This window comes from Actinokineospora diospyrosa (genome assembly GCF_024171925.1).
In the GTDB taxonomy this organism is placed as follows: Bacteria; Actinomycetota; Actinomycetes; order Mycobacteriales; family Pseudonocardiaceae; genus Actinokineospora; species Actinokineospora diospyrosa.
Map to the genome: position 1 here is coordinate 56575 of NZ_JAMTCO010000007.1, position 16204 is coordinate 72778.

The 16204-nt window shown below is 70.2% G+C and carries 11 protein-coding genes; 6 read left to right on the forward strand and 5 right to left on the reverse strand.

Annotated elements, in window-relative coordinates; all coding sequences use genetic code 11:
- Window positions 1–262 precede the first annotated feature (262 nt).
- On the forward strand, window positions 263–1636 hold the full coding sequence (gene dnaB, locus LV75_RS14085; RefSeq protein ID WP_204449609.1) for a replicative DNA helicase: 1374 nt from the start codon (window positions 263–265) through the stop codon (window positions 1634–1636).
- Between the two features lie 322 nt (window positions 1637–1958).
- Here dnaB and LV75_RS14090 read toward each other — a convergent pair whose 3' ends face one another.
- Complete coding sequence (locus tag LV75_RS14090) at window positions 1959–2888, reverse strand: alpha/beta fold hydrolase (RefSeq protein ID WP_253887342.1); 930 nt, start codon at window positions 2886–2888, stop codon at window positions 1959–1961.
- Window positions 2889–2993: 105 nt separating this feature from the next.
- On the opposite strand from LV75_RS14090, the gene LV75_RS14095 reads away from it, so the two are divergent.
- Complete coding sequence (locus LV75_RS14095; RefSeq protein WP_253887343.1) at window positions 2994–3968, forward strand: helix-turn-helix transcriptional regulator; 975 nt, start codon at window positions 2994–2996, stop codon at window positions 3966–3968.
- A 497-nt stretch (window positions 3969–4465) separates the two neighbouring features.
- On the opposite strand, the gene LV75_RS14100 is transcribed toward LV75_RS14095, so the two are convergent.
- Complete coding sequence (locus LV75_RS14100; protein ID WP_253887344.1) at window positions 4466–5575, reverse strand: FAD-dependent oxidoreductase; 1110 nt, start codon at window positions 5573–5575, stop codon at window positions 4466–4468.
- A 65-nt stretch (window positions 5576–5640) separates the two neighbouring features.
- Here LV75_RS14100 and LV75_RS14105 point away from each other — a divergent pair, with 65 nt between their 5' ends.
- Window positions 5641–6321: a TetR/AcrR family transcriptional regulator gene (locus LV75_RS14105; protein ID WP_253887345.1), complete on the forward strand. Its 681-nt coding sequence runs from the start codon at window positions 5641–5643 to the stop codon at window positions 6319–6321.
- A 145-nt stretch (window positions 6322–6466) separates the two neighbouring features.
- Window positions 6467–7234, forward strand: a complete 768-nt coding sequence (locus LV75_RS14110; protein ID WP_253887346.1) for a dioxygenase family protein — start codon at window positions 6467–6469, stop codon at window positions 7232–7234.
- Between the two features lie 77 nt (window positions 7235–7311).
- On the opposite strand, the gene LV75_RS14115 is transcribed toward LV75_RS14110, so the two are convergent.
- The 3 genes from LV75_RS14115 to LV75_RS14125 form a co-directional block, all read right to left on the reverse strand.
- Window positions 7312–10296 (reverse strand): beta strand repeat-containing protein, encoded by a 2985-nt coding sequence (locus LV75_RS14115; RefSeq protein ID WP_253887347.1) that lies wholly within the window; start codon window positions 10294–10296, stop codon window positions 7312–7314.
- Between the two features lie 191 nt (window positions 10297–10487).
- Window positions 10488–11345 carry a hypothetical protein gene (locus LV75_RS14120; RefSeq protein ID WP_253887348.1) on the reverse strand — a complete coding sequence of 286 codons (858 nt, stop codon included), beginning with the start codon at window positions 11343–11345 and terminating at the stop codon, window positions 10488–10490.
- Window positions 11346–11550: 205 nt separating this feature from the next.
- Window positions 11551–13803 (reverse strand): translocation/assembly module TamB domain-containing protein, encoded by a 2253-nt coding sequence (locus LV75_RS14125; protein WP_253887713.1) that lies wholly within the window; start codon window positions 13801–13803, stop codon window positions 11551–11553.
- A gap of 52 nt (window positions 13804–13855) precedes the next feature.
- Here LV75_RS14125 and LV75_RS14130 point away from each other — a divergent pair, with 52 nt between their 5' ends.
- Both LV75_RS14130 and macS read left to right on the forward strand, forming a co-directional pair.
- Window positions 13856–15058, forward strand: a complete 1203-nt coding sequence (locus LV75_RS14130) for an AI-2E family transporter (RefSeq protein ID WP_253887349.1) — start codon at window positions 13856–13858, stop codon at window positions 15056–15058.
- Window positions 15055–16203, forward strand: coding sequence for a MacS family sensor histidine kinase (macS, locus tag LV75_RS14135; protein ID WP_253887350.1), 1149 nt, complete (start codon window positions 15055–15057; stop codon window positions 16201–16203). The genes LV75_RS14130 and macS overlap by 4 nt, the downstream gene beginning before the upstream one ends.
- Window position 16204 lies beyond the last annotated feature (1 nt).

A 16204-nucleotide genomic window follows, 5' to 3' on the forward strand; every position in this document is an offset into this window, starting at 1 on the left:
ACACAGGCCCTGAGCTGGGCTTCTCCGAACAAGTCGGACACCTGTCCCCAGGTTGTCCACAGCCCGTCGGGTACCTGTGCTCAGCTGACCGCGATCATCCCCAGGTTATCCACAGGACCGTCCCCAGCGTGGTTTGCAAGGGGCCGTTCGGGGGTCCTAGCGTCGCCTGGCGGCCCGGCGCGCGGTGGTCGACCACCACCCGAATGTCGTACCGCCGACCTAAGGTCCGCACCGGACCGAGTCTTCCAGGAGGGGCAGTTCCGTGGCGCTCGCTGACGACCTCTCCCTGCCGCCCGAGCCCGGCGAGCACGGGATGGACCGCAAGCCCCCACAGGACTTGCGGGCTGAGCAGAGCGTGCTGGGCGGCATGATGCTGTCCAAGGACGCCATCGCCGATGTCATCGAGGCGTTGAGCCCGGATGACTTCTACATGCCCAAGAACCAGATCATCTACGACACCGTGCTCGACCTGTACGGCCGCGGCGAACCCGCCGACCCGATCACCGTCTCCGCCGAGCTCGAACGCCGCGGCGAACTCCGCAAGGTCGGCGGCGCCCCGTACCTGCACACGCTGATCTCGATCGTGCCGACCGCGGCCAACGCCGGGTACTACGCCGAGATCGTCGCCGAGAAGGCCATCCTGCGGCGGCTGGTCGAGGCCGGGACCCGGATCGTGCAGCTGGGCTACCAGGGTGCCGAGGGCGCGGACGTTACCGAGATCGTCGACCGCGCGCAGGCGTCGATCTACGAGGTCACCGAGCGCAGCATGAGCGAGGACTACGTCGCGCTCGAGGAACTGCTGCAGCCCACCATGGACGAGATCGACGCCATCGCCTCCCGCGGCGGCATCTCCCAGGGCATCCCCACCGGCTTCGCCGACCTCGACGAGATCACCAACGGCCTGCACCCCGGCCAGATGATCATCGTCGCCGCCCGCCCCGGTGTCGGCAAGTCGACCCTCGGCCTGGACTTCGCCCGCTCCTGCTCCATCAAGCACGGCATGTCCAGCGTCATCTTCTCGCTGGAGATGAGCCGCACCGAGATCGTCATGCGCATGCTCTCCGCCGAGGCCAAGATCCGCCTCGGCGACATGCGCGGTGGCCGGATGACCGACGACGACTGGACCCGCCTGGCCCGCCGGATGAGCGAGATCAGCGAGGCCCCGATGTTCGTCGACGACTCACCGAACATGACCATGATGGAGATCCGCGCGAAGGCCAGGCGCCTCAAGCAGCGCCACGACCTGAAGCTCGTCGTGGTCGACTACCTGCAGCTGATGACCTCCGGCAAGCGCGTCGAGTCCCGCCAGCAAGAGGTCTCGGAGTTCTCCCGCCAGCTCAAGCTGCTGGCCAAGGAGATCGAGGTCCCGGTCATCGCCATCAGCCAGCTCAACCGCGGCCCCGAACAGCGCACCGACAAGCGGCCGATGCTCTCCGACCTGCGTGAATCCGGCTCCCTGGAACAGGACGCCGACATGGTCATCCTGATCAACCGCCCCGACGCCTGGGAACGCGACGACCCCCGCGCGGGCGAGGCCGACCTGATCCTCGCCAAACACCGAGCAGGCCCCACCGCCACCGTCGTCGTCGCCCACCAACTCCACTACAGCCGCTTCGCCGACCTAGCCCAAGGCTGACCCGCTCGACTGCGGAACTCATCTCCGCCACTCGCTAGGACCGAACTTGTCACGCTCAAGCGCCGTACACGAACAAGGCAATGCTTTCGCATCTGCTGTGGGGCTCACCTTCGCGCTCGATGGGGTGAACTTGTTTTGCGCGGGGGGACAACACCCGTAGCGTTTCCTCGCGGCAGGGCCAGTCTTTTCGGCCCCTGCTGTGCGGACCTGCCACGGGTGTTGTAGGGGCCCCACGCAAAACAAGTTCACCCCATCGAGCCAGCAGGCTCACGTGCTTTGCACCAGAAAGCAACAATCGCGCCCTGCACAGGGAAGTGTCGAGCTATCCCAGCCACTCCAGAATCAAGCGATTCGTTTCTTCCGGCCTTTCCTGCTGAATCCAATGACCGCAGTCCACACTGGTCACCTCCACATTCGGCACGAACTCAGCCATGTTCGCAGACCGCGCCACCACATCCCGATCGCCGTAGATCATGAGCGCTGGCTGCTGAACGATCGGGTCCACCCCAGCCAACAAGTGCCAGTTGCGATCAAGGTTCCGGTACCAATTGATGCTCCCCGTGAACCCGGTCGACTCGAAAGCGGAGACGTACACAGCCAGCTCCCTGTCGCTCATCAACGGCTCGCCGAGCGGTGTCTCCGCCCTGGCGAGCTCGATCATCGCCATACCCGGCTGAGGCTCCTTGGGCGGCTCGTTCTTCCGGTAGATGTTGCGGAGGAACCGGGACGCGTTCGCATCGAGCACCGCGTCCGCCACGCCCGGCTGCCGGTTGAAGTGGACGAAGTAGTAGTCGCCGCCGAGCAGCTCCTCCATGAACTCGATCCAGGGCTTTTCGCCCCGCTCGAAATAGGGCAGGCTCAGGCTGATCACCTTGTTCACCCGATGTGGGTGCAACAAGGTCAGCCCCCAAACCACCATTGAGCCCCAATCGTGCCCGACGAAAGTGGCGTCCTCGTACCCGTAGTGATCGAGAAGCGCGACGAGATCGCCCGACAGGTGTTCGATGTCGTATGCCGTCACCTCTGTCGGACGCGATGAGTTGCCATAACCCCGCTGGTTCGGGGCGATGACGTGGTAGCCCGCTGCGACAAGTGCGGGAATCTGGTGGCGCCAAGAATAGGCGAGCTCCGGCCAACCGTGGCAGAGCACGATCGGCTTTCCGGCATTGTGCTGGCCTGCCTCGAAGACCTCAAGCTCCACACCGTTGACCGGAATTAGGGTTGGCTCAGGAAAACCGGTTGGATCAAACATGCGTTTCCTCTCACGGCCGTGAGACCTGTCGGTGAGGTCGTGCCGCCATCTTGCCGACCGAAACCGGTCACCCCATGACCGGTTTTGTGTGCCAGTGTTCTCGGTGTGCGAACCGACCGACTGGTGGCGATCCTGCTCTTGCTGCAACGGCGCGAGCAGGTGACAGCGGCAGAGGTCGCCCAGGAGCTGGAGGTCTCCGAGCGCACCGCGCGCCGCGACCTCGATGCCCTGGCCATGGCCGGGGTGCCGGTGTACGCCACGCAGGGCAGGGGCGGCGGCTGGCGACTGGTGGGCGGCGCCCGCACCGACCTGTCCGGGTTGACCGCGAGCGAGGCCCGCGCCCTGTTCCTGGTCGCGGGCCAGGCCTCGGCCGCGACGCCCGCCGTGAAAGCAGCGCTGCGCAAGCTCGTCCACGCCCTGCCCGAACCCTTCCGGGTGCAGGCCGAGGCGGCAGCGTCGTCGCTGGTCGTGGACCCGCAACGGTGGGGGGCGAATCGGGTCGAGCGCCGCGCGCCGCCCTTTCTCGACGACCTCCAGGACGCGGTGATCCGCGGCGTCCAGGTGCGGCTCGGCTACCTCGACCGCGAAGGCGCCGAAACCCGGCGAACCGTCCACCCGCTGGGCATCGTCGCCAAAGGCCCGTCGTGGTACCTCGTCGCCAACACCGACGCGGGCAGGCGGACCTTTCGCATCGACCGCGTGTCCTCCGCCGACCCGACCGACGATCCCGTGCACCGCCCCGCGGACTTCGACCTCGCCGAGAGCTGGCGCGAGATCGCCGACGAGGTCGACCGCAAGCGAACGCCGCTCGAGGCCCAGGCGGTGTGCGCGCCTGACGGGGTAGGCGTGCTCCGCATGGCTTTCGGCGGTCGGCTGGAAGTGGGGGGTGCTGCGATTGACGGTCGCGTTGAGGTCGTGATCCGTGGGCACAGCGAGTACATGCTCGCTGGTGAGCTTGCTGGGCTGGTCGAATGGGTTGAGGTGACTGGGCCAGCGGGGGTGCGGGAGCAGCTGGCTGGGATCGGCAAAGTGCTCGTCACGCGGTACGGCTCCTATGCGCAAGACACGCATGCCCGGTAGCTCGGCGTCTGCTGGTGTGGGGGCCTGCGGTGGCTGCTAGTGCGGTGGGCTCGATGGCGCGCGGCATCGGTGGGTCTGCGGTGGTTGGGAGTGTGGTGGGCTCGATGGGGCGCGGCATCGGTGGGGTCCGTGCTGGGGCTGGGAGTGCGTGTGGCTCAGTGGGGCGAGTAGCCGTGTGTCCGCTGGAGCTGGGAGTGCGGTCGGCTCGATGGGGCGAACTTGTTTTGCGCGGGGCCCCTACAACACCCGTGGCAGGTCCGCACAGCAGGGGCCGAAAAGACTGGCCCTGCCGCGAGGAAACGCTACGGGTGTCGTCCCCCCGCGCAAAACAAGTCCGCCCCATCGAGCAGGGGTGGGGTGGTGGGGTTGGTTGGGGTGGGGGAGGTTGGAGCGGGGGGTGAGGGTGAAGGGTGGGGCGGGCAGGGGTGCGGGGAAGCCGAGAAGTGTTGCCCTGCCGCGATATCTAGTGCTGGCGGATGTCGGGTCGAGAAGGTGTGTCAGCCGGGTTGGAAGAATGCGAGCATGCGGCGGCTCGCGTCCGGCAGGGTCAGGAGTTCTTGCACCTGGGCGGATCGCTTGCCGATTGCGCTGGTGCGTTTGAACATCTCGTGTTCGTAGTCCTCGATGGCCGCTGGGTAGTCGGTTGGGTGTGCGGCTAGGGCGAGGGCTAGGCGGGCTCCGTCGAGTAGGGCCATGTTGGCGCCCTCGCCCACTGGCGGCATCAGGTGCGCGGCGTCGCCGATCAGGGTGGTGGTGGGGTTGGTGGGCCAGGTCAGGCCGATCGGGAGGGTGCTGATCGATCGGGGGCGGACCACGTCGTCGCAGGCGGCGATCAGGGCGGTGAACTGGGGGTGCCAGCCCGCGAACAGGTCGATGAGTCGCGCGCGGGCGGCGGCGGGGTCGTCGAACGGGATGCCGCTGGTGGCGAACCAGTTCTCGGGGGTGTTGTAGAAGCCGAGGCCGATGCGGACGCGGCCGTCCCCGTTGCGTTGGGCGGCAAGGGATTGCCCGTTGCCGAGGACCCAGTAGTTGCCGCGGCCGACCATTGCCGCGAGGTCGGGGTGGGTTCGGTCGGCGTCGGGGATGCCGAGTTCGACGAGGTTGTGGCCGGTGTGCGCCGGTCGGGCGTCGGTGAGCAGTGCGCGGACCCGGGAGTTCGCGCCGTCGGCGCCGACCAGCAGGTCGTAGGTCGTGCTGCTGCCGTTGGCGAAGCGCAGCACGCCGTTGTCGGCCGAGTCGTAGGCGTGCCCCCAGCGCACCGCGTGTTCGGGGAGGGAGTCCAGCAACATCTTGCGCAGATCAGCGCGATCCACCTCGGGCCGCAGCAGTGGCGCGTCCTCGGGAGTGTCCTCTTGCAACAGTAGGGTGCCGTCCGGCTCTAGGAGCCGCATGTCTTGGCCCTCGCCGCGGGCGATCGCGTAGAACTCCTCGATCAGACCGGCCTCGCGCAACGCGGCCTGCCCGGAGTGGATGTCGAGCATCCCGCCCTGATCACGCTCACCGCGCCACGACTCCCGTTCGTACACGACCGCGTGGATGCCGTTCAGGTGCAGTACCCGGGCGAGGGCGAGGCCACCTAAGCCCGCTCCGACGATGGCGATGGTCATGACCACCTCAATTCGCTGTATCAGTCGATACACCGTATCACCCGTGGCGCTGTATTGTCCCCGGCATGTTGGTGTGGGAGCGGCCGGAGCCGCCGGATCGACCGGTGCCCGCCCCGTTGAGCCGGGAGCGGATCGTCCACGCGGCGATCCGACTGGCCGACGCGGACGGCCTGGACGCGGTGTCGCTGCGCAAGGTCGCCGCGGCTCTGGACGTCGGACCGATGCGGCTGTACGGCTACATCGCCACCAAGGAGGAACTGCTCGACCTGATGGTCGACGCGGTCTACGCGGAGATCCGCCCCACCGGCGACGGCTGGCGGGAGGTGCTGCGCTCCCTCGCCGAGGCCACCCGCAAAGCCGCCCACCAGCACGAATGGCTGGCCGACCTGCTCGGCGGGCGCCCCCAACTCGGACCGAACACGCTGGCCAGCGGCGAGTCCGTCGCGGCGGGCATGGGCGGCGTCGACCTGGGCACCGCCGTACCCGCGATCGCCGCGGTCAACGCGTACGTGATCGGCGCCGTCCGCCGCGAGATCACCGAGCGGCGCGCCGAGCGGGCGTCCGGGATGAACCGGGAGCAGTGGCAGAACGCCTTCGGGCCCTACCTGCTGCGGATCTTCGCCACCGGCCAGTTCCCCGCACTGTCCACCCTCGTGCACGACGGTCCTCACCTGGACGCCGACGACACCTTCCGAGCGGGCCTGGACTTCCTCCTCGACGGCATCGGCGCCCGCATCTCGCGCTGAACCCGCAGCTACTCCCTATCGCCGAGCCGCGTCCCGGTCGGGTGAATGTGGCGGGCGCGACCGCAGCGAACACCTCGGGAATACCCCGGGCCCGTCGAACGTCGTGGTAGATTGTTCAAGTTTCAACTACTACGGGCGGTGGGCTATGACGCAACCGGTGCTCTACCTCAGCCACGGGGCTCCGCCGCTGGCCGACGACGGGCTGTGGACCGGGCAGCTCGCCGCGTGGTCGGCCGAGCTGGCCAAGCCGACGGCGATCCTCATCGTGTCGGCGCACTGGGAGGCGGCCCCGCTGACCATCGGGGCGACCGAGACCGTGCCGCTGACCTACGACTTCTGGGGTTTCCCCGAGCGGTACTACCAGGTCGAGTACGCCGCGCCCGGCGCGCCGGAGCTCGCCGCGAAGATCCGCAAGCTGATGCCGACCCCGGTGGCGCAGGACCCGGGCCGCGGCCTCGACCACGGCGCCTACGTCCCGCTGGTCGAGATGTTCCCCGACGCCGATGTGCCGGTGCTGCAGATCTCCATGCCGACGCTGGACCCCGCGGCGCTGGTCGCGATCGGCAGGCGGCTCGCACCGTTGCGCGACGAGGGCGTGCTGATCATCGGCAGCGGGTTCTTCACGCACAACCTGACCGGCCTCAACATGAGCCGCGACCCCGCGCACACGCCGCCCGCCTGGTCGAGCGAGTTCGACGACTGGGGCGACCGGGCCGTTGCCGGACACGACATCGACGCGCTGGTCGACTTCGAGCGCAAGGCGCCAGCCGCGCGGTTGGCGCACCCGCGGACCGAGCACTTCGCGCCGCTGTTCGTCGCCCTCGGCGCCACTGTGGACAGTCCGGGCGAGCGGCGGGCCGTGATCGACGGCTTCTGGTACGGCCTGTCGAAGCGGTCTTGGCAGTTCAGCTGAGCAAGTAACCAAAGCAGGTCGAACAAACGAACGGGCCCGGGGAGGCGTGCTCCCCGGGCCCGTTCTCCGTGCGGCTATCAGTCGAAGAGGTTCGCCAGACGCGACTGGGTGTCGGTCAGCGAGGACACACCCGGCAGGGCCGAGGTGGCGTCGATGCCCGACAGCGCCGGGGTCTGCACCGGGAGCTGGTGCAGCGACGGCGCCTGGAACAGGTTGCCGGAGAAGGCACCGGTCAGGTTGTCGGTCGGCAGCGTGCTCAGGCCGGGGACGTCCGCGCGCGAACGGCCGGTCGGGATCCCGTGCACCGGCAGGGTGCTGGTCAGGCCACCGGTGCTGGGCAGGCCACCGCCGCCGAGCAGACCGCCGGTGAGGTTGCCGGTCGGCAGGCCGCCACCGGTGAGGTTGCTGGTCGGCAGGCCACCGGTCAGGTTGCTGGTGGGCAGGCCACCGCCGCCGAGCAGGCCGTCGAGCGGGGTGCTCGAGTACGAGCGCTGCATGGGCAGGCCGCCGAACACGCCGTTGAAGGGGAGCTCGGTGACGCCGAGGCCGCCGACGGTGGGCAGGCGGAGCGGGGTCTCGTCGTCGGCACCGTGCTCGCCGACGGTCGTGGTGTTGACCTGCGAGGCGGAGGTGATCGCGTCCGCGGCCACCTCGACCGGCACGTCGTACACCGGGGCGTTGCCGCGGATCGGGCCGGTCAGGTGGATGCCGTTGAGGCTGCCGCCGTGGCCGCTGGTCTCCGAGGTGCCACCGATCTGGCCGGAGGTGTTGTTGTCGGAGATGCCGAACGCGTCGCTGCCGACCGCGGACACGGCGTCGCCGTGCGGCTGCACGAAGGCACCGGCCGGGACGTCGGCCAGGGTGCCGGAGAGGAACCCGTGGTCGCCGTTGGTGGTCAGGTCGCCACCGGAGTTGGTGGAGCTGACCGAGGACGAGTTGGCCTTGTTGTCGCCGCCGACACCCGCGACCGCGGCACCGAAGGCCTGCACGAGCGGGCCTGCCTGGGCACCGATGAGGTTGCCGGACAGGTTGCCGTCGCGGCCGTTGGTGGTGGCCGACGACCCCGCGGTGGTGGTGACGTCGTTGGTGGCACCGGCCTCGTTGTCACCGGCGATGGCGACCGAGTCGCCGAACGCCTGGGTGGCACCGGCGATCGGGGCGGTGACGATGTTGCCGGACAGGTTGCCGTCCGAGCCGTCGGTGGTGGCGACGTCACCGGTGGAGGAGTTGGTGACGTTGCTGGCGGTCGCCTTGCCGTTGCCCAGCGCCGAGACGCCCGCGCCGAAGGCCTGCAGCGGGTTGCTGATCGGGCTCTGCACGATGTTGCCGGAGCCCGTGCCGCCGATGCCGGTCGACTTCGAGGGGCCGCCCGCGCTGATCTGGTTCTCCAGCGCGGTGTCGGAGGTGGTGTTGGCCACCGCGCCCGCGCTGTTGCCGAACACCTGGATCGGCAGCGACGCCGGGGCGTTGAGCAGGTTGGCCGCGAGCACCGCGTCGTCGTCGGCGGTGTTGGCGTCGCCGCCCGCGCTGGAGAACTTGGTCTCCGTGGCGTAGATGTCCTGGTCGCCCAGCACGCCGACGCCGTTGCTGATGAGCTCGGCGGGGGCGGTCACCGGGATCTGGCCCGAGTTGCCGCCACCGACGGAGTCGTCACCGGCGGTACCGGCGTCGCCGCCCGCGCTGGTGGTGGTGATGTTCTCGCAGGCGATGTCCGAGTCGCCGACCACGACGCCGCCGTTGGCGCACGAGTCGATCGGGGCCGAGACCGGGCCGTTGATCAGCGAACCGCCGAGGACGCTGTCGTTGCCGCGGGTGATCGCGGTGCCGCCCGAGCTGGTGTCGATGACGTTGTTCTGGTCGGTCGACGCGTCGCCGATGACGCCACCGGCGTTGCCGATCACGCTGGTCGCCGCGGACACCGGGACGACGCCGATGGCGCCACCGAGCACCGAGTCGGTGCCGTCGGATCGGTTGCCGCCGCCCGCGCTGGCGACCAGGTCGGAGCTGCAGACCGCGTCGGACTGGCCGACCGCGACCGCGGAGGTGCAGTCGGAGGTCACCGGCGAGGCGATCCCCGGCTGCAGGATGTTGCCGCCGCCGGTGGAGTCCTGGCCGTTGGTGTGCACGTAGACCGGGTTGCCCGCGAAGTCGGGGCTCTCCTGGCCAGCCTGCGCGGTGGTGGAGTTGATCGAGTCGGCGTTGGCCTGCCCGATCACGCCGAGCGCGGTGCCGGTGCCGCGGACCGGGGCGGCCAGCGGGACGAGCGCCCCGTTGCCGCCGAGGGTGCTGTCCTCGCCGTTGGTGTAGACGACGCCGCCGACGAGGCTGTCGGAGCTGGTGGTCGACTCGGCGTCGGCGTTGCCGCCAGCGGCGATCGCGTTGCCGTTGAGCTGGACCGGGGTGGTGGCCTGGCTGCCGACGACGTTGCCGGAGATGGCACCGTCCTCGCCGCTGGTGGTGATGTCGCCGTCCACGGTGGAGCTCTGGGTGGCGGTGTTCTGCGTCTCGGCGTCGCCCGCGACGCTGATCGCGTTGCCGGTCACCTGGACCGGGGCGGCGTAGTCGAGGTTGACGACGTTGCCCGCGATCGCGCGGTCCTCGCCGTCGGTGCTGACCTCGCGGGAGATCGAGGACTCCTGGGTGGAGTCGTTGGTCACCGACGAGTCGCCGCCGAGGGCGATCGCGTTGCCGGAGACGTCGACCGGGACGGTCACCCCGCTGACGACCTTGTTGCCGCGCAGCGGCGAGTTCGCGTCGGTGGCCAGCCGGTTGGTGGCCGACTCGGCGAGGGGGGTGACCAGCTGGCCACCGGGCACCGCGGCGAGCAGCTCGCGCGGGCTGGTGGAGATGGAGCGGTTGATCCCCGGCAGGTGCTTGTCACCCAGCACGGTGCCAACCGAGTTGTTCTGCACCTTGGCGTCGACAACGATCTTCGCGTCCAGCGCCGATGCGGGCTGGTCGGGGTTGACGTTGTCGTCGGCGGAGGCGATGCCGGTACCCAGCATCAGCAAGCCGCCGGTGACCAGCGCGGTCTGGAAACCGCGCTTAGCCCAGGTCTGCATCAGGTGTTTCTCCTTCATCTGGTGAACAGGCACGGGTGACCACGACGACGGGCGCGTCGGAGGCGGCGGTCACCCGCGGTTTTCATGGGGGGTGCGGGCATCGGGGGCCCGCGGTGGCTGGCGCGGCCTGGAGCACGGCGGACGTGGGCGCGTGTCCGTGGGGAGCCGTGGCTCCCCGGCCGCGCCGTGGATCAGTCGGGCGTGACGCCAGGCTGCGCGTCGACGGCGGCGATGGCCGCGACCGGCGTGCTGCGCGGTGCGCGTGCCGAGGTGGGGTCGGAGTCGGCCGGGATGACGACCACAAGGCCGTGCCCGAGCGCGTCCGCCGCGCCTGCCCCGGAGTGCCCCGGGCTGACCGGAGCGGGCATGCTCAGCGGCGCCAGCGGGCTGGGGCCGGTGGGCAGGGCGGGGGCGTGCTGGTTGACCCGCTCGTCGGCGGACTCGGGGGAGCCGCGCTGGGACAGGCCGTTGCCGGTGGCGCGCTCCTGGGCGCCCAGCACGGGCCGGGCGTCGAGCGCGGTCGGCAGGAGTGCCTCGGCGGTCGCGGCCGGGGTGGCCTGTTCGACGACGGGGGAACCGAGGACCGGGAACTGCCCGGTCTGCTCGGGTGCGGGGGTCACCTCGGCTGGGCGGGTCGCCGTGCCGCGCAGCGGCAGGTCGACCCGGGCGGTGCCGAGGTGGCTGGGCAGCTGCTTGGCGAGGTCGCGGCCGAACTGGTCGACCGCCTGGGTCGCCCCGTGGCTGACCTCGGTCACCCGGCTGGCGTCGACCGGCTCACCGATGAGCGTGCCGACCTGGTCGGTGAGCCCGAGCAGGCCGGACTTGGCCTCGGCGGTGGCAGGCGCGTCGAGCGCGGGCACGGCGTCGACCACTGACCGCAGGTCGTGCTGCAGGTCGGTCGCGACGTCGGCCCCGGCGGTGGCGGTGCAGATGGCCCACGCCGCCGCGGTCGAGGCGAGGGTGCCGCCCAGGACGAACAGGGTGCGCGAGACGGCGCGTCGCAACGCGGTCGCCTCTCCCACCTGTCGGTCCTCGCGGTAACCACTCATGCCTGTTCCTGGCTCGCCTTCAGATCCGGGGGGCACGGCGGGGGCGCCGTGCACCGGAACACTGGCATCCGCACGCATCGTTATGCACGCGTGACTCTGGATGCCCACCGGATCGTGTGACGAACACAGAGTGTTTCCACAGATCACGCTCAGCGACTACGCCTGGTGATCGCGGAAAACCGCCGCGAGCTGTCCACAGCTGTGGTCACCCGCGCTTGAGCACCCGGGTCGCGCCCGCGGCCGCCGTGGTGGCCAGGATCCAGCCCACGGCGATCAACACCCCGGAGATCCACTGGGACGCCCCGACCATCCGCCACTTGTTGTCCTGGCCCAGGTCGATGATCGGCAGCAGCAGGTCGGTGGCCAGCAGCGGCGGGTTCCACACCGGGTTGACGTCGTTGTCGAGCTTGTCCATGACGTGCCCGCTGAACCACAGCGTCCCCAGCAACCAGAACAGCGCGAGCCACACCATGGCGAGCCACGGCCGGTAGCCGAAACCGACGGTGTAGTCCTGCAGCCGACCCCAGAGCCTGCCTGCCAGGTGGAGTTCGGCGTAGCGGCGGCGCTGCCGTTCGAGGTGGACCTGTTGGGCGAGTTCTTCCTCGCCGCCATCGGAGTAGACGGCGGCCAGTCGTTCGTAGGGACCGGGTGCGAAGTCGGGCTGAACCTTGCGCAGCCACTGCAAGCGGGTCTTCACCGGAACGTCCGGTACGGCGCTAAGCGCTGTGAAGGAGAAGTCCTCAAGCTCGACGCCGCCCTTGGCCGCCCACAAGCCAGGGCCATCGATGACAGACACAGCCGATGCTCGCGTTAGGACTACCGCGCCTTGCGGGGGACGCCGCTCGGGGAAGACGAGCACGAGTTCTTGCGCGGTCAGTCCGTACGCCGACAGAGCCTTGTCGACCAAGACGTGGTGCGGCCGGGTACGCCCGCCGAGGCGCGCACCGGCGAAGGTGACCATCTTGCCCACCTCGACCAGCCGCACCCGGACTCCGCCGATGGCACGGAAGCCGTGGCTACAGAGGAGGTCCTTGCCGACGGTGGCGACGCGAGCATCGAGCGAGGGCTTAAGCGAGCCATCCGGACGCAAGCGCGGCTTGATGAGCTGAGCTCCTGAGCAGTCCAGGCTGGAGCCGATGTGCGCGTTCTGCAGTCGGATAGAGCCGGAGGCGCGGACCTTCCGCAAGAACAAGGTGCCGCCGACGCGGAGCCGGTCCGCGAAGAGGACGTCGATGGCCGGTCCGCGCAACCGAGCGCGGGACAGGCTTGCGCTGCCGTGCACGTGCGCGTCGACCAACCGGACCTGTCCGTACGCCAAGAGCGCTGTCCCCAGGTTGCCGTCGGAGTCGACCTTGCCGCCGATCGCCCCGCGAGCCTCGACATCCCCGCGCACCTCAATACCGTCGGCCACCAGCGCGACGGGCACCTTGGTGACGTCACGCCGCTCCTCGAACGCCCTCGCCAGCTCGGCGATGGCGGCCCGGTGGCCGATGGTCGCCCCGGAGAGCAGCAGGTGGCCACCGACCTGGGCGCCGCGCAGACCGACCGTGCCGCGCGCGGTGAACCCGGCGTCGAGCTTGACGTCCCCGTCGACGCGCAGCCGGTCGGCGTCGAGGACGTAGCGGTCGTCGACCGTGCCCCTCGGCAGCACGAGGACCTGGCCGTCGCCGTCGCGCGCGTCGTGCAACTGCGCGCCGGAGAACACGGCGTCGCCGCCGATCCGCGCCCCGGACAGGATCACCGTGCCCGCCGCGTCGAACTGCCCGCCGCCCGCGTCGCACGAGAAGTTGCCCGCCACGACCAGACCCGTGGCCTCCAGCGCGGTGCCGGAGGGGTGGGACAGCGTTGCCCCGGTCAGGTGAACACTGCCGCCGATGTTCGCCCCGCGCAGCCGCAGCTCGCCGAACACCTGGACCGCGATGGCCTGGATGGACCCGGCGATGCGCAGCCGGGCGCCCAACAACGCGGCCGCGCCCGGATTTCGCAACACGGCCCCGGCCAACCGCAACGTTCCTTCGACGGTGGCGTCGGTGAGGTCGAGCACGCCGGTGCAGGTGAAACCGGACTCCAGCAGCAGATCGCTGCCGACCCGCAGGTTGCGCGCGTACAGGCCGGGCACCCGGCAGCCGCGCAGGCTCAGCGCGATCAGCCGCGCCATCCGCAGCACCGGCGCGTGCTCGAAGTCGCACCGCTGCAACGTGATGACCGAGCCGACCTCGCGGCCCTCGACGTCGAACCGGCCGGTGACCACGGCGTTGTCCAGCCGCAGCGCGGGCATCGCGCCCACGCCGAGCGGGTAGGCGCCGACCAGCAGCGCGCTGAGCACCTCGCCGCGCACTTCCCGGTCGGGGTGGCCCGCCAGGTCCAGCCGGGTGCCGGTGCCGAACGAGTCCCGGACCGCCTGCTCGGTCTTGGTCAGCTCGTCGAGCGGCACGTAGGCGGTCACGGCCACCATCACATCAGACAACTTCTTCCCCGAGGACCGGTTCGACCGATTACCGTGATCGGCGATGACCAGAACCCGCGTCGCCGGTCTCAAGCACCGCGCCACGCTCCCCGCCAACGACGTCACCCCGCTGGTGCCCAAGGGGCTCCGGGTCAGCGCCGCGCTGTCCTGGCGCTTCCTGGTGATCATCGGCGCGCTGTACGTCATCATCTGGCTGCTGGGCTACTTCGCCCACGTGGTGATCCCGGTCGCGATCGCTTTACTGCTCGCGGCGCTCATGGCCCCCGGTGTCGGCAAGCTCGTCGAGTGGCGGGTGCCCCGGTCGTTGGCGACGGTGATCGTGCTGGTCGGCGGGATCGCGGTGGTCGGCGGCGTGCTGACCTTCGTGATCACCGAGTTCACCAACGGCCTGCCGCAGCTGCAGAGCCAGGTCAACGACTCGCTCGACGCGATCCAGAAGTGGCTGTCCGACGGCCCGCTGCACGTGAACAAGGAGCAGATCCGCTCGTTCCTGCAGAACACCGTCGACACCATCAAGGCCAACCAGTCGGCGATCACCTCCGGCGCGATCACCACCGCGGCCACCATCGGCGAGGTGCTGACCGGGCTGCTGCTGACCCTGTTCATCCTCATCTTCTTCCTGTTCGACGGCGCCGGGATCTGGCGCTTCGTCGTGCGCGGGGTGCCCGCCCCGGTGCGCGACCGGGTGGACGTCGCGGGCAGGCGCGGGTTCTCGTCGCTGGTCAGCTACGTGCGGGCCACCGCGGCGGTCGCGGTGTTCGACGCGGTCGGCATCGGCATCGGCCTGTGGATCGTCGGTGTGCCGCTGGTGGTGCCGCTGGCCGCGCTGGTGTTCCTCACCGCGTTCATCCCGATCATCGGCGCCCTGGTGGCAGGCACGGTCGCGGTGTTGATCGCGCTGGTCGCCAACGGGTTCATCTCGGCGCTGGTGGTGCTCGCGATCGTCATCGGCATCATGCAGATCGAGAGCCACGTCCTGCAGCCGCTGCTGCTGGGCCGCGCGGTGAAGCTGCACCCGCTGGCGGTCGTGCTGGCCATCGGTGTCGGCCTCATCGCGGCGGGCATCGCGGGCGCGCTGCTGTCGGTGCCGCTGCTGGCCGTGCTCAACGCGGGCGTCCGGTCGCTGCTGCACGAGGGCGGGACAGATCCGGACGAGGTGGACGTCCTCGACGACGCCGCGTCGCAGCCGAACGCGGTCGAGGACGACGAGGAATCCGAGTCCGAAGAGGAATCTCCGAGACCGTGAGCTCGCCCCGCACCGTGCGCAAGGACGCGCTGAAGCCCCTTTGGCGCGCCGCCGTACTGCTGCGGGTGATTACCTGGTTATTCGCGGCCGGGGTGGTGCTGGCGCACGCCGGTGAGTACGCCAGCACCGCCTTGGCCTGGGTGACGATCGGCGCGATGGCGGTGTGGACGGCGGCCACCTCGGTCTACTACCTGCGGCAGAGCAAGGTCACCCGCTGGTTCACCCTGCTCGACCTCGGGGTCTGCTGCGCCGTGATGTGCGTGTCGCGGCTGGTGCTCACCCACGAGCAGTTGACCGTCCTCAACGTGCCGCTGGTCCCCACGGTCTGGGTGACGGCCGTTGTCGCGGTCGGCGCGGTCCGCTCGGGGATGCTCGGCGGGACCCTGTTCGGCGCGGTGGTCTCCGCCTTCAACTACGGCGTGCGCGGCTACCTCGACACGGACCTGACCCGGGACTTCGTGCTGCTGGTCGGCGTCGGGTTCGTGGTCGGGCTGGCCTCGACGACGTCCAAGCAGTCCGCCGAGCGGCTGGCCATGGCGATGCGCGCGGAGGCGGCGACGGCTGAGCGGGAGCGGCTGGCGCGCACCATCCACGACAGCGTCCTGCAGGTGCTGGCCCGGGTCCGCAAGCGCGGCCGGGAGCTGGGTGGGGAGGCCGCCGAGCTGGCCGAACTGGCGGGCACCCAGGAGGTGGCGCTGCGGGCCCTGGTGGCGGCCGCGCCGCTGGAGTCGACCGGTAACGGGCAGGCCGACCTGCGACCGAGGCTGCAGGTGCTGGCCACCGACCGCTACCAGGTCGCGGTGCCCGCGACCCCGGTGCTGGTGCTGGAGTGCGCCGCCGCCGAACTCGCGTACCTGGTGCGCGAGGCGTTGGAGAACGTGGACCGGCACGCGGGCGCGCACGCGCGGGCCTGGGTGCTGCTGGAGGACCTGGGCGACGAGGTCGTGGTCAGCGTGCGCGACGACGGGGTGGGCATCGAGCCGGGGCGGCTGGCCGCGGCCGAGGCGCAGGGGCGGCTCGGGGTGGCCCGCTCGATCCGCGGCCGGGTCGCCGAGCTCGGCGGCACGGCGACCCTGGAGACCAGTCCGGACCAGGGCACCGAGTGGGAGGTCCGGATCCCGAACCGGGGGAGGAACAGTGGCTGAC

Excerpts from the sequence above, each read along its gene's own strand:
- LV75_RS14100 (WP_253887344.1), bottom strand. The coding sequence starts at position 5,575 with ATGACCATCGCCATCGTCGGAGCGGGCTTAGGTGGCCTCGCCCTCGCC.
- LV75_RS14090 (WP_253887342.1), bottom strand. The coding sequence starts at position 2,888 with ATGTTTGATCCAACCGGTTTTCCTGAGCCAACCCTAATTCCGGTCAAC.
- LV75_RS14115 (WP_253887347.1), bottom strand. The coding sequence starts at position 10,296 with ATGCAGACCTGGGCTAAGCGCGGTTTCCAGACCGCGCTGGTCACCGGC.
- LV75_RS14130 (WP_253887349.1), top strand. The coding sequence starts at position 13,856 with ATGACCAGAACCCGCGTCGCCGGTCTCAAGCACCGCGCCACGCTCCCC.
- LV75_RS14120 (WP_253887348.1), bottom strand. The coding sequence starts at position 11,345 with ATGAGTGGTTACCGCGAGGACCGACAGGTGGGAGAGGCGACCGCGTTG.
- LV75_RS14105 (WP_253887345.1), top strand. The coding sequence starts at position 5,641 with ATGTTGGTGTGGGAGCGGCCGGAGCCGCCGGATCGACCGGTGCCCGCC.
- LV75_RS14110 (WP_253887346.1), top strand. The coding sequence starts at position 6,467 with ATGACGCAACCGGTGCTCTACCTCAGCCACGGGGCTCCGCCGCTGGCC.